Source organism: Tolypothrix sp. PCC 7712, assembly GCF_025860405.1.
Taxonomy (GTDB): domain Bacteria; phylum Cyanobacteriota; class Cyanobacteriia; order Cyanobacteriales; family Nostocaceae; genus Aulosira; species Aulosira diplosiphon.
This window is the reverse complement of the sequence record NZ_CP063785.1, coordinates 7,320,021-7,333,539: the sequence shown is the minus strand read 5'-3', so window position 1 is coordinate 7,333,539 and position 13,519 is coordinate 7,320,021. Positions and strand designations below refer to the sequence as shown.

Sequence of the window (13,519 nt, the reverse complement as noted above, 5' to 3'; positions counted from 1 at the left end):
GAAGTCAGAATACAGGAGTCAGAATTCAGAAGTTAGAAAAGTTAAATAATTAGGAAAAGACAAGTTCCAAAATATACTGGATTCCTTCTTAATTCTGACTCCTGACTCCTGGATGCTGAATCCTTACAGCCTTACGGCAAGAGAATGTAGAACAGAATGTAAGGTGCTATCAATGGCAGAAGTATTGTTTAAAGCAGAAATTATCTCGCCACCGAGTGCATCTATCATCATTACAAGTACCAAAGGCAATCAGCTCAAGGTAGGACAGTTAAAAAAGTATGCCTTCCCAAATCAAGAATGGCATGGGGAAGAAGGCGTAGTCACAATTAGTTTGTCTGGAAGCGGTAAAGCTTTGACTCCTATTGCTTTGGTTAGCGATCAGCCTTTGGGGGTAATTGATAAAGAATCCTTTAGCGTTTTAAGTGAAAAGTTAATAGCTCATGGGAGAAAAATTCAAGGATTTCAATTTCATGCAACCCTAGAATCAGCACCAGCAACAATTGCTAATATTAAATTAGACCCTGAATCAATTCAATATCCTAAAGTGTGGGTAACAGAACAGCCATTAGTCAAAGAAACGAAACTTGGCTACTTAGAAGAACTAAATACGCTCCTCAAACAAAAGTATCAAAAGAAAAATAATCAAGGTCTACTGCACGATGATGAAGCATATTTGGGAGCAGTACGACTCAATGATGAATACTTTAAAGTTTTTATGCAACAGAGAGGTCAAAATTCAGAATCAATTAAAGCGATCGCAGATGAAATTGAGCGGCAGTTAGAGGGAGAAAGTTTTATTGGAGTTGCCCAAAAAGGTAATATTGAAGAAATTTACTTTTGTATCACTATCCCAACTGAGCGATCGCAAGAGCAAACAGCAGCCAAAATCACTGATACTTTCAAGTTTCCCCTGGAATACGACCAGATGGAAAATGGACAAAGGACAAAATTTATTGCCATCCCTGTAGATGAATTACAAGAGATAATCTCACAAACCGATAAGGTAACTGCCACCTCCTCAAACCTCTCTCAAAAGTTAAACAACCAAGAAATAAACCTAAAACTACCTAATACTGACCAACAAGATTTAAAGAAGGCTCATGCAGAAGATATCTCTACACCACAAGCTGTACAACGCGAAGATTGGGAAAAACTCATGCTCAAAGATGCGCTTTTGAGCTTGAAAGCTAATCCAGCCAATACTGGAGAAGAAATTCAAACTGCAACATTTGCACAGAACAAATACCGGGTAGTTTACTACTCTCCTTTAGAAACCTTGCGAATTGTAGATGAGGTGGGTCATCGAGGGACATTGTACAAGGCACAAAAGGGTCAATCTGCCCAAGTTTGTCAGTTTAGTGAAGATGAAAAGAAAAGTTTTCAACAAGAATCTCAACAATATCAGTGTAGAGACTTGCAGCAGGAATAAATTTCGCTGATTACAATTCCACCAAACCACGACGTAAAGCACTGACTGCTGCTTGGGTACGGTCATCAGCACATAATTTATTGAGAACATTACGGACATGGCTTTTCACAGTTCCAACCGTGATGTAAAGCCTGGTGGCGATCGCTGCGTTATTGTAACCTTCTACAATTAGCTGTAAAACCTCTGATTCTCTTTCTGTAAGAGTGAACAGATCAATCATTTCATCATCTTCAATATTACTGGAGTTTTTGGTAGCCAGTTTTTGAGTCTTGAATGATGCTTTATCTAAAACGAATGGAGTTTTTTGCGCCTGTTCTAATACAATACGTGCAATTGTGGGGTCTATCCATGTATTGCCATCATAAGTCACACGAATAGCTTCCAATAGGCTATCAAATTTGATATCTTTCATGCAGTACGAGTCAGCCCCAGCCGCAAACGCAGCTAACACAGCTTCTTTTTGATCACATAAAGTTAAAATTAATACTCTAACTTTTATGCTTTTTTTGCGAGCAATTAATTTTATCTCTCTTGTTAGTTCAATACCATCTTTGTCTGGTAAAAAAATATCTACAATTACAATATCAGGTTGCAAATTCTGTAATAGTTGTAGCCCAAGAGTAGCATTAGCTGCTTCCCCTATAACTTCAATATTTTCATGTTGCATGAGTGCAGTCCGAATCCCAATACGAGTTAATTCGTGGTCTTCAATTACAACTGTGCGAATTTTAGTAATGGGTTCTAAACTAATTTCTGGCTCGTTTATTAGTGAACTAAGTTCTAATTCTGTCTCTGGATTACTTGGAGGTAAATAATCATGCTGTTGGGTATTCAATTTGATATCTGTCATTAAATCTTGGTTCATTTTGTTTACCTTCTTGAAAATTAAGGTTTTTTAACTCGTAACAAACAATAATTAGATACTTGATTATGTCCTTTTTCTTTATTAGTTAATAACCTTTGAGCAGATGCTTTACTACAACTGAGATTAGTCAAACTTTCTGAATTCCAATTTACAATTTCGCGTGCGAGTTTGCCTTCATAACTTTTCGACCAGCGCAAAGTCTCTACCTCTGCAACAGTTAATAACCTGGGCTTCAAAGGTGCATATCCACCAGCCAACCACACAGGAACAGATAATCCTGTCAAAACACCAAACCCGATGGCAGCTATTAATAACCCTATAGCTGGTAACATTGTCCTTAAACGACTACGCTCTTTTGATTCGCAATGGTCAATTAGTTTATCTACCATCCTACGGATTTCCACTTCTTGACCACTAATAGCCGTGCGTTTCGCCTTTTCCAAGTGGTCGTAAATTGCTTCAGACCACCGTTGAAATAAGCGTTCTAACTCGTTTGGTTTATCTTCCAGCAATACTTGGAGTTGACCAGTTGCTAGCATGACAAGAAATAGGGGGTCGCTTGTAGAAAGTCCATGTTCTACAGCTATTGCTAACACCCGTCGTTGAAACTCTGCATCTTTACCTTCAAGTAAACGAGTCAAAAAACTTTCTGTTTTAGCTTGTCGCAAACTACGCACCATAATCAATCCCTTTTGATTCGTGAATTATGGCATCTTCGTTTTGTAAAGCCATTATATCAAATTGTTTTGGTCGAGTATTTTCAATATATGTAGATGCTTTTATATTCTGTATTTGTAAGATTTGGGAAAAATTTACTGCATCCGCTTCTTTGAGTTCATCTATTATATCAGCTTCTAAAGTAGCACTGAGAATCGTATGTTTATCTTCTGATGAACGCAATATAAAATAATATTCTGCAAAATTAACTGTAACTATCCCAAAGAGTAATAGAACAAACTCATTGGTATCTTTTTCTGCACAGTTTTCCAAAATTGTATCGATTAAAAAATTTTGAATTGCTAATAATTCACTTTTTTGAAGCTTTATTTCTAATTCAGCCTGCTCTGAAAGTATTGCAATAACGACAGGCTCCTCTTCTTCAATAGATAGATTTTTGCTATTTTGGAAACTCGCTTCTCCTGTTTCCTGTAATAAAAGCAACTCTTCTGGAGAAGAACTAAATACCAACTGTCTCAATTGCTGTAAATTAGTTGCACTGATATTTAATCCTATTAAATTTGAGTTTAGACTAGACAGCAACAAATGACCCAGCAGTGCTGAGTTCATAAAACACAACCTTCAAGAATGAAGATATTTGAGATTAAGCAGATTTTTGTTCCTCTTTGCGTGGTTTAGAAGCAGTCTTTTTAACAATTGGATATCGTATTTTCCGGTTACGGGCTTTACCTGGTGTCCACCCAAGGGACTTTCCACGAGGTTTGGGTGGAGAGGTAGGAGTACCAATCGCGGCGAAAACTCCACCCATAGCTTGAGCAACTCGTCCCGGGGTCAATTTATCTATTGACTTCTGCCAGGGAAGAGGATGATCAGCAACGATATCACGAGCTAACCATAACTCCCAAGTGATTAACGGCATTAAGTCACTCCAATGTTCACATTGTTCTGGAGTACTGAATTTTGGTACTGTCCAATGTAAGCGTTGCTTAAGAAAACGATACCAATGGTCAATTGTGAATCGGCGCAAGTACAATCGCCAAACTTCATCCAATGGTGGCATTTGTTCCCCAGCCCAAGCCAACCACAAAGGTCTTAATACTCTCAAATTGCCATCAAGATCAAGACGTTCCACCCTCAGTAGCGTCATTGGGCGTGCAGCAGCTTTGCGAAAATGCAAATCTTCCCACAGACTGACTTTAACTCGTCCCAATTTTGGGTCATTTACTTCCAGCACAGATGCCACTTCGCCCCAGGTTGAGGGTTCATTGAGTTTAAATTGAGCACCATGCTTGCGAGGACGACCCTTGCCAGAGTAAGCGGGTGGTGCGCCCCATAGACACAGATTTGAACGTAGTCTAACTAAGATATCGGCTTTTATACTAGCTGTCTTTAATACGAAAGGCGCACAACCATATTCACTGTCCCAAAGCGAAATTGGTCGAACAGACATTGATTCACATACCTTTTTGAGTTGTTCAACTGCTTTCTCAATCGGATTGTCCCAACTGGTAATCCGTTCATGCCTCAGCGGTAGTGCCCAACTTCCTGAATCCTCTGGTATCCAAGCTATAGTACTATATCCCTGCCCAATCGTAATCGGTTTATTTCCCGCGATCGCTGTGCTACTGTGTTCTATTGTCCGTTCTTTGAGTGTCACCGCATCTGGGCGTGACCAAGCTGTATGATCTCCTGCCAACAATATGCGTTTTTCTGTTGGTATTTGCTTGATATATAACTCCATTAATTTCTCGCGGTCTGGTTTGGTATCTTGTATCGCTTCATAGATACTCGGCCATTTGCGTCTAAACACTGGCGATAACGATAAATCTGCCAGACTGTAGACATTACGGGTCAACAGTATCGCATCTGTTAGTTCAAATGTTGCATCATGTGCTTTGCTTAGATGCGTATAGGCGGCTTGACGAAATTCTTCGAGTCTGGCACGTTTCATATTGGCAGATAAGAGTAGGTGATTCTCTCTTAGCTTCTGCCGAAAGGGGGACTGTCTTCAATCAGACATCCCCTTTTTCTCTTTCATCTCTTCCATTTAGTCTAAACTCCAGAATTAAGCTGCATCCATTCATATATATTAATACTCCTGACGCTTATGATGGATTATTTACGTCTCATATGAGGATGGTATTTACGAGCTATTAAAGTTATTTTCGGTTAATTCTTGTCAGTAAATCCCTCCCTTATGACGTAAATATATTTATCACTAGAGTGATAAAAGAATCTATGACTATGGTGATATTAATTTGATAATCAAGCGGCTGAAACTATTGTCTATCAATGATTTGCTAGAAAATTATGTGAAGAAAAATCAAGTCTAGATAATTTAATTTTTCATTAGAAGAATTGCCGCGAAAAAGATAATTATGTATAACTAGTTAAAAGCACTTCCTTTGATCTCTAAATTCCAATATTTTGACTTCAAAATCTCCAATGTTTTCCAAGCCTGGTCTCACCAATCATCATGTCTATCAATTTCTAATTAGAACTTTTAATTAAGTAAATGCTAAAACCTGGCAAATAAATTAGAAGGGATACATGAAAATAAAAGAGTTTTTCGCTATGAAAAGTACTTCAAAAAACATGACATTGCAGCATTACCAGTTGGTAAATAAGCAAGTAGCAGCAGAAATGACTGGCTTATCTTCTGAAACTTTGAAAAAATATCGACTCGAAGGAATACTTCAAAAAGATATCCATTGGGTTGTAATAAATTCAAGAGTGATTAGATATAATATTTCTCTTGTACTTGATTGGATGCAAAATAAAGATAGTAATCCTCAAGGACATTTAAGAGCAATAGAAAGCTATTTAGCATCTCTTCCATCTGGACAGAATAAGCCACGAGCTAATCGCTCCCGTCGATATAAATAGCTATTTGGTGGCTTTTATCTGAAAAACTCGTACCCATTGCACTTTATATTTAACTATATAGAGACAAGTGTAGGGAGGGTGCTGTGAGCGAATATCAATACTACGAGTTTCTGGCATTAGACCGACCTTTAAATGCTACAGAAAAGGCTTATGTTGAAAGTCTTTCCAGTCGTGTTGAATTGACATCAACCCAAGCAAAGTTTGTTTACAACTACGGCGATTTTCGTGGCAATCCACAGGAATTGTTAGAAAAATGCTTCGATGTCATGCTTTATATGGCAAGTTGGGGTTCTCGACAATTAATATTTCGCTTTCCCAAATCTCTGATTAATGCAGATGTGTTTGGACCCTACTGTCTGGAAGATAGAATTACTGTCTCAACCACAAAAAATTCTGTAATCCTAGATATAAACATTCACGATGAAGAGATGAGCCACTGGATAGATAGCGGTGAGGGTTATTTATCTGACATGGTATCGTTACGCAATGATTTATTGCAAGGAGACTTGCGAAGTTTGTATCTTGCATGGCTCAAAGCGGCACCAATATATTTCGATCCAGAGTCAGAAGATTATATAGAACCGGACGTACCTGCCAATTTGGATGATTTACCAAATTCACTCTTAGTTTTGATTGATTTTTTGGAAATTGACCAGGATTTGATTGCAGCAGCAGCGAGCGCAAGTGAGTCCCAAGAACAAAAGGAAGAATCTCTAGAAGATTTAATTCCCAATTTGAGCGAACGCGAAAAAAATGATTTTTTAGTGAGGCTACTCAAAGGCGAGTCCCATCTTGGGGTACAGCTAAATCATAGGTTGCGGGAATTATCTGGTAGAAAAGAAGTTCATGTTAATAACGACACTAAAAGACGCACACTTTCTGAATTACTAAAACTTGCACAAGGAGAAACTACTCAACGACAGAAAAAAGAACAAGAAGTTACACGGCTTGCAAAAGTGCAAAAATTAGAATCAATGGCAAAGCGCAAAGATAAAATTTGGGATCTGGTTTTTGCTGCGATCGCACTCAAGCAATCAAAACCCTACGACCAAGCTGTTGCACATTTGGTTGATTTACGTGATTTGGCTGAGTATCAGGGAAAATTAGCGGAGTTTCAAGTAAGTATTAAGCAAATCCAAAAAGATTATAGTAACCGTCCTGGATTAATTTCACGCTTGCAGAAAGTGGGGTTGTTGGAGAAGTAAACCAATTTTGAATAGCTATACGGATGCAATATGAAAGAAAATACTAAGCGATTAAACCGCATCACTGCAATAACTTAATGCCTACCCAATCCACCAAAGTATTAGATAAATATTTTTAATTCAAGCAAGGCAACTTATTATCGGAAAATATCGAAGCCCTGGTAAATACCGTTAACTGTGTCTTATTTGACGCTCCCACGGCTTCAATGTGTGGGAGTATCAAAAAAACAGTATCTTCACGAATCGCAAACAAAAAAATGATCGCTTGATGGCGGAAAGTTCAGATTAAGCGTGACTGCTAAAATTAAAGGTATAAACAACAAGCGATATCCAGCAACCAATGGCAACGCAAAAAGTCACGGTTGAACTTCCACAAGCCATCTTTCAACAATTGGCTCGTATTGCCTCAGCAACCCAGCAACCCTTAGAAGTTCTGGCAGCTCAAAGCATAGCCAGCAACTTACCCCCCACACCTGACAATGCTCCGGTAGAAATTCAGGCAGAACTTTTACAAATGCAAACCTGGGATGATCAACAATTGCTTGCGATCGCTCAAAGTCAAATAACTTTAGAACAACAACAACGCCATGTAGAATTACTAGAGAAAAACAAAGATAGTGAATTAACACCTGTTGAACGTCAAGAACTTAGCTCCTTAAGAATAGCTGCTGACCGATTAATGTTACAAAAAGCTTATGCTTGGTCAGTTCTCCGTTGGCGAGGACACAGAATCCCAGCAATACAAGAATTGCCGGCATAATCATGGCTATTTCTGAAAAAAATCGCGCCGAAATTATAGAAAGAGCTGGCTATCGGTGTGAGTATTGCCGAACCAACTCCCGCCTGATTGGTATGCCATTGGTAATGGAGCATATCCTTCCTAAAGCAGTTGGGGGTAAAGACGAATCTGAAAATTTAGCAGCTTCTTGTTATCGTTGTAATGAATTCAAAGGTGCAAAAACTCATGCAACTGACCCACAAACAAGTCAGTTAGTTCCGTTATTTAACCCAAGACAACAATCTTGGCTAGAGCATTTTAATTGGGTCAATGGTGGAACTCATGTGGCTGGTATAACACCTACAGGTCGAGCAACCGTAATTGCTTTGCGACTAAATAATGAGTATATAACTGAGGCGAGAGCATTGTGGATTGACAGTAATTGGCATCCACCTAGCTGGTAGTTATTGCAAGTGAAGATTTTTGATGTCTAGGAAAAATGAATCCAATTTCAGCATAGGCTAAAAATAAAACTCCTGGGTGCTATGTCGATTCCACCAATCTCAGAAGCAATAATCCGCCATAACTCCAATGTTTCATCCTACAGTCGCGGTCAAGAATATTATAATCGGGGAGCAGTAATCAACCTGAAAAAACGTGGTAATACGATTCAAGCAGCAGTAGAAGGTAGCGAAATTAAACCATATCAAGTCAGTATTGATTTTGATGCAGGTGGAATTAATTCTGTTGACTGTAACTGTGCTTACAATTACGATGGCTGGTGTAAGCATATCGTCGCCACCTTGTTAACTTGTTCGCGTTCATCCGCAATAATTGAAGAACGTCCAACGCTGGAACAGTTATTAAATCGCCTCGACCACCTAAAAACTCAACGTTTGGTTCAAGAATTAGTACAGAAAAACCCAGAATTAATTGATGATGTTGACTGCTTTTTGAGCTTAATAAATTCACCGACTCCCGCAACAAAATCTTCATCTTCTAACCGTCGTACCAAAATTGATGTTGCACCTATTCGTAGTCAGGTAAAACGGATTTTGCAGGATGGATTAGAACAATTGGAGTATGGCACCGAAGATGACCCATTTACCGAAGAATTGACTGCTATTATCGACAAAGCGCAGGAATTTGCACAAAATGGGGATGGGAATAATGCGATCGCTATCCTTGAAGTCATTACGACAACCTATGTAGAGGAATGGGACGAGCTATTAAGTTACGGTGGTGATTCCTATTCGATCGCAGAACCTCTCGATAGCGCATGGACGGAAGCAATTTTATGTGGGGAGATATCGGCAGAAGATGCGATCGATTTGCGAATAATGCTGGAATCCTGGCAGGATGAAATTAGTGCAGATTTTTCCATGAGTTTGTCAGCATTGCATCAAGGCTGGAATTACGATCCACTGCAACGGGTAATGAAGGGTGAAACTGATGCACAACTTTGGGAAGTTATCCGTCCGGCTTTTGCCGATAACTTAGCATTAATTCGCTTGGATTATCTCGAGCGACAAAATCGTTATACAGAGTATTTAAACTTAGCTTTCTCAGAAGGAATGACGCTGCAATACCTAACGCAATTAGCAGCTTTAGGAAGAGTAGATGAAGCTATGACTGCCGCGAAAACCCACATGGATACAGCAGAAGCAGCCTTTGCTCTCGCCAAAATATTACGGGAAGATGGATATTTGTCGGAAGCATTAGTAATTTCGCGAGCGGGATTAAGCTTACCAGGAAACTGTACGTATGAATTTGCTTCTTGGACGAGCGATTTAGCAGAAGGATTAGGCGATAGTTCGATCGCATTAAATGCCAGTATCGTTGCATTTGAGACCAGACCATCATTCCGAGATTACATGAAAGTAGAAAACTTGGCTCTTGATAATTGGTCTCTGCTGAAACAAGATCTACTCGAAATACTTCGGGAATCTGAAAGTTGGTATGCTAATGGTGCAAAAGTTGATATTTTTCTCCATGAAGGGCTAATTGATGATGCGATAAAAACAGTAAAAACAGATAGTTACTATGCCTCAGAATCATTACATCGAGTTATGGAAGCAGCTATTCCCCATCGTCCAGATTGGGTAATTGAAAAGGCTAAAAAGCTGGCAGAAGAAATTATGAATAGTTCTAAAGCCAAGCGTTATAGTGATGCTGTTAAGTGCTTGAAAAAAGTTAAAGCTGGTTATTTGCAACTAGGAAAACAAGCTGAATGGTCTGCTTACCGTGCAAAATTAGAATATACTCATGGACGCAAATATAAATTAATGGATTTATTCAAAGAACTCAATAAACCATAATTTTGTGAGTTTGAGCAATTATTTACTCTTCAAAATTGAGGCGTTTATTTTTTCAATTTGTCGGAGGTACTCCTGAATAGAAATCTCGTTTGCTGGTTGTCAGTTTAGGATGTTATGCGAATTCAGGGAATATGCGAAGCTTGCGTGACGTAAGTCGTTCGCGTTGGTATAGCCTGTCCTCTTGGGACTTAGTGCTGATCTTTCGGTTCGCATTAATCCTGTTCCAAGTTGATTATTAATGGGTTCATCACTACTTGGTTTTCTGAGGGATGTTTGTAGTGAGGTTGCTCAATTGGTGAGCATAAGTAATCAAAGGAATTATCAGTGTGTTCCAATCGCAAATTACGAGGTGCATTTAAAGCGATAACTGCATCTCCAATTTTCTCGCAGCGCTTGCAGTCACAAGCTGTTGCACCTGTAACTAATATCTCTTTGAGATTATTAGCAATATTTAGAAATCCCCTTGTATTCGTATTCCTGGGCAGTTGGGAAGCAACTTCTACTAATTGCTCAACTTCGGAACGATATTTTACCAAAAGAAAGTCTTCAATTTGGCACTTGCTTCGACAGTCTTTTGTATCTCCAAATTCCAGAACAAACTTTTTCAAGTCGGGAACTGGATTTTTTAAATCGATAGTCAGTGGGACAAGAGAACGGGCACAGGCTGTAGAATCATTGCAGTTAGGAAATTTTCTTCTGATTATCAGTTCAAAACGTTTGATGTAAATTACTAATACAGATAGAGCTTTTTCTTTATCTTTGGGACTAGAGAAATTAAGCTGACGGATACTAAAAAGCTGAGGGATAACTTGCAATATTGCTTTGAGTTCACTTCCTTTAAACTTATTGCTCCATAATGCAATTGCATCACCTATAGTATTAATTGCATCCAAACGCAGAACAAAATAAAAAGAGATAATATTGATTAAATAACTACGTTTTATTTCCATTTTGACGTAGTTGGATATATAAAGCGGTTCCGAATTCAATTGAGATTCTAAATACTGCCGATAAGCTTGTGTTGCAAGTAGTAATGACCTCATTACCGAGGTATCTAAAAAATGCTCTTGGACTGATGAACCTGACATATTTATAACGTTATCTTTTATTCTGGAAAATCGCTCTCAAGTTTGACTCCAAAAGGTAAAGTGTCAAAGCCTATTTGTTCTAGAGTTAGAATTGCATTTTCTACTTCAATATTAGTAATTTTTTCTCGCTCAACTAGGGATAAAAATAGGTTATATACATCCTGGTACTGTTCGCCACCATATTCAATCCAATTATTTTGATAAGCAAGTGCATCATGTAGTGCCATTACTATTTCTGTATATGGATCGTCCATATACATATCATGTAAAGAGCGCATTTTTCGTAATAAACTATCAGCAAAAACCGCAGCTACTGGTTCTCCTGCACACCTGGAGAGTTGTTTTAAATCTGATAATAAAGACTTAGTAATTTCAACTGCACTTATTTCCAAGACAGCTTGTTCGTTATCCATTCAGACTCTCCCTTGATTATTTTGGTTGTTTTACGATTAGAAATGGGTATTATTTTGAGATAGATTTACTAGTTTAATTTTACATCTTGTTATTGGCTTATTGTGCTTGACAACGCAATAAGCTTGGAAGATAGAAAATCGCTTTTTCTCCGAAATGCTTCCCGCAAGGTAGAAGTATCGAACGCTATCGGACGATGTTTACCTGTAAGCGAACTGACAAAAGCCCTCCGGCCATCCAAGACTGGCTCCTACCCTAAGCCCTTTGGGTACACTTCGTGAACGGAGCCGCTAAGCTAGTCTGCGGTAACACTGCGCGTATACTAACGCAATAAAATTGCACCAGTACTGACAGTACAAAAATAGAAGTAGTGCTTATATTTACTCTATATTCTTAGAGGAAATTTGTGTGAGATGAGAACGTTGTATGTGATTCAGACAAAAGCCTTTCCAATCAGGGAACACAGCTTCAAATTCAACTTCAGAAGCAGTCAAAAATAAATGGTGTAAACAATACCGTTGCCAATTTACGAGGGTTCAACGCCCGTAGAAACTGTATGAATACGTCCTAAAGAAGTAAGCTTGGCAAAAATCTGGGTTAATAAAATAGGCTCAGGCATTTCCGGAAGCATTTTTAAAATTTCACGAACATATCGAAAACCACGATAGTGAGCCTTAAGGTCAATAATGCCGGAGTCGTGATTAAGGAGACGAAAATCAGCGAGAAGATAATGGGATAAATTGACCATGAAAAATGCTAAATTAGCAGCATTAGTCACCGCAGTTTGACTTAAGTTCATGAAAACTTCCAATCCCCAAAACTGCTTGGCATCTCGAAAGTTGAATTCGATTTGGAAGCGCAATTTGTAGTAGTCGATTATTTTTTCGTAGGACAAATCTAGGTCACTAGAAAATAGAATTACATAGCTACGAGCATTAGTTTTAAGATTGGTTTTAACCAAAATAACTATATTTAGTGCCTGGGCAAATTCTTTGTGAAGTAGAGTGGCTTTATAAATATCAGTTTGGATCTCATCCTCAATGGTACTTTTACATAAATACTTATTAGGTATATTACAATAGTCTAACTTATCTCCGTATTTACGACGGGAGCGACTATTGGAGTCAGGGTTCTGATAAGGTATATATAATGCCGAATCATAGCGGAGCTTGGAAATTATGTGCAAGTTAACTTGGCGAGCCATCTGCAAGGTATTATTGTTCCCAAAGTGACCATCTAGTACTAAGTAGGTAAGGGGAATAAACCCGTCTAATAACTTGAATAGTGAATTAATCATTTTCTGAATTCGCAGTAATTCAGATGTTAAAATTACCTCGGCTTTATTCTTGTTCTTACTCCCTTTTGGTCGTCCACGCTTCCGTTTATCTTTAGGTTTAACTTCTCGGGTTGGTGACGAGATACTTTTTTCTTCATCGCTCTTTATCACCTGTTCTATCTGAATCGGAAATGAGTGCCTTTTCTCCAAACTTACTAACGATAATGTAAAAAAAGATAGCCCTGATATGGGTTTGCTGGCTAGGCTAGAAAAAAATCTATCCAGCCCATAAGTTTGTTTACCTGATTTACTTATTACAACTTCATCTCCTGCAAGCAAATACACCTCATTCGCACAAAACAAATGCTTGCGAAAAAACAGCCAAAACAACGTCGCCCAAGGTATTACTGTATGAAAAAATCTCAACATAGTCCGATAACTACCACCAGTGCCTGCCCAACGCGATATTCCTAACATCGTGACTCGGCCGCTCATGGCTAACATGGCCTGGATTATCTGGTTCAATTGCCTCATTGTTGTCGCATTTATCTGCGGCAGGAGGCATTGCAGGAGTGCTAAAATGTCGGGCATGGGCTGTTCGTGGGTTTTGAGTTGTCGTTGTGAGAGACAATAACTCTACTACGG

13 protein-coding genes are annotated in these 13,519 nt (G+C 38.7%); 6 read left to right on the top strand and 7 right to left on the bottom strand.

The genetic code is table 11. The features are described 5' to 3' along the window. The first annotated feature begins 172 nt into the window (after positions 1-172). Positions 173-1,429: a hypothetical protein gene (locus HGR01_RS29880; RefSeq protein ID WP_045868569.1), complete on the top strand. Its 1,257-nt coding sequence runs from the start codon at positions 173-175 to the stop codon at positions 1,427-1,429. 10 nt (positions 1,430-1,439) lie between these two features. Here the strand turns inward: HGR01_RS29880 and HGR01_RS29875 are convergent, their stop codons facing one another. The 4 genes from HGR01_RS29875 to HGR01_RS29860 form a co-directional block, all read right to left on the bottom strand. Further along, on the bottom strand, positions 1,440-2,165 hold the full coding sequence (locus HGR01_RS29875; RefSeq protein WP_045868954.1) for a response regulator: 726 nt from the start codon (positions 2,163-2,165) through the stop codon (positions 1,440-1,442). Positions 2,166-2,314: 149 nt separating this feature from the next. Beyond that, positions 2,315-2,974 carry a DUF6753 family protein gene (locus HGR01_RS29870; RefSeq protein WP_045868570.1) on the bottom strand — a complete coding sequence of 220 codons (660 nt, stop codon included), beginning with the start codon at positions 2,972-2,974 and terminating at the stop codon, positions 2,315-2,317. Next, positions 2,964-3,581: a hypothetical protein gene (locus HGR01_RS29865; protein ID WP_045868571.1), complete on the bottom strand. Its 618-nt coding sequence runs from the start codon at positions 3,579-3,581 to the stop codon at positions 2,964-2,966. The genes HGR01_RS29870 and HGR01_RS29865 overlap by 11 nt, the downstream gene beginning before the upstream one ends. A 34-nt stretch (positions 3,582-3,615) precedes the next feature. Beyond that, a complete protein-coding gene (locus HGR01_RS29860; protein WP_045868498.1) occupies positions 3,616-4,923 on the bottom strand; it encodes an NF041680 family putative transposase in 1,308 nt (435 codons plus the stop codon). A gap of 599 nt (positions 4,924-5,522) precedes the next feature. Between HGR01_RS29860 and HGR01_RS29855 the strand changes: the two genes are divergently transcribed. The 5 genes from HGR01_RS29855 to HGR01_RS29835 all read left to right on the top strand — a co-directional run bounded on the left by HGR01_RS29855 (position 5,523) and on the right by HGR01_RS29835 (position 10,099). After that, complete coding sequence (locus HGR01_RS29855) at positions 5,523-5,858, top strand: helix-turn-helix transcriptional regulator (protein ID WP_309227766.1); 336 nt, start codon at positions 5,523-5,525, stop codon at positions 5,856-5,858. An 83-nt stretch (positions 5,859-5,941) separates the two neighbouring features. Continuing rightward, positions 5,942-7,063 carry a hypothetical protein gene (locus tag HGR01_RS29850; protein WP_045868572.1) on the top strand — a complete coding sequence of 374 codons (1,122 nt, stop codon included), beginning with the start codon at positions 5,942-5,944 and terminating at the stop codon, positions 7,061-7,063. 340 nt (positions 7,064-7,403) lie between these two features. Then, positions 7,404-7,823, top strand: a complete 420-nt coding sequence (locus tag HGR01_RS29845; RefSeq protein WP_045868573.1) for a hypothetical protein — start codon at positions 7,404-7,406, stop codon at positions 7,821-7,823. A 2-nt stretch (positions 7,824-7,825) separates the two neighbouring features. Continuing rightward, positions 7,826-8,245: an HNH endonuclease gene (locus HGR01_RS29840; protein WP_071989350.1), complete on the top strand. Its 420-nt coding sequence runs from the start codon at positions 7,826-7,828 to the stop codon at positions 8,243-8,245. 81 nt (positions 8,246-8,326) lie between these two features. Then, entirely contained in the window at positions 8,327-10,099 is a 1,773-nt protein-coding gene (locus HGR01_RS29835) for an SWIM zinc finger family protein (RefSeq protein WP_052335088.1), read from the top strand. Between the two features lie 212 nt (positions 10,100-10,311). On the opposite strand, the gene HGR01_RS29830 is transcribed toward HGR01_RS29835, so the two are convergent. The 3 genes from HGR01_RS29830 to HGR01_RS29820 all read right to left on the bottom strand — a co-directional run bounded on the left by HGR01_RS29830 (position 10,312) and on the right by HGR01_RS29820 (position 13,465). After that, on the bottom strand, positions 10,312-11,187 hold the full coding sequence (locus HGR01_RS29830; protein ID WP_045868575.1) for a hypothetical protein: 876 nt from the start codon (positions 11,185-11,187) through the stop codon (positions 10,312-10,314). A gap of 17 nt (positions 11,188-11,204) precedes the next feature. Next, the gene (locus tag HGR01_RS29825) at positions 11,205-11,600 is read right to left on the bottom strand and encodes a hypothetical protein (protein ID WP_045868576.1); all 396 of its coding nucleotides are present in this window, start codon (positions 11,598-11,600) and stop codon (positions 11,205-11,207) included. Between the two features lie 524 nt (positions 11,601-12,124). Beyond that, the gene (locus HGR01_RS29820) at positions 12,125-13,465 is read right to left on the bottom strand and encodes a transposase (protein WP_045868577.1); all 1,341 of its coding nucleotides are present in this window, start codon (positions 13,463-13,465) and stop codon (positions 12,125-12,127) included. Positions 13,466-13,519 lie beyond the last annotated feature (54 nt).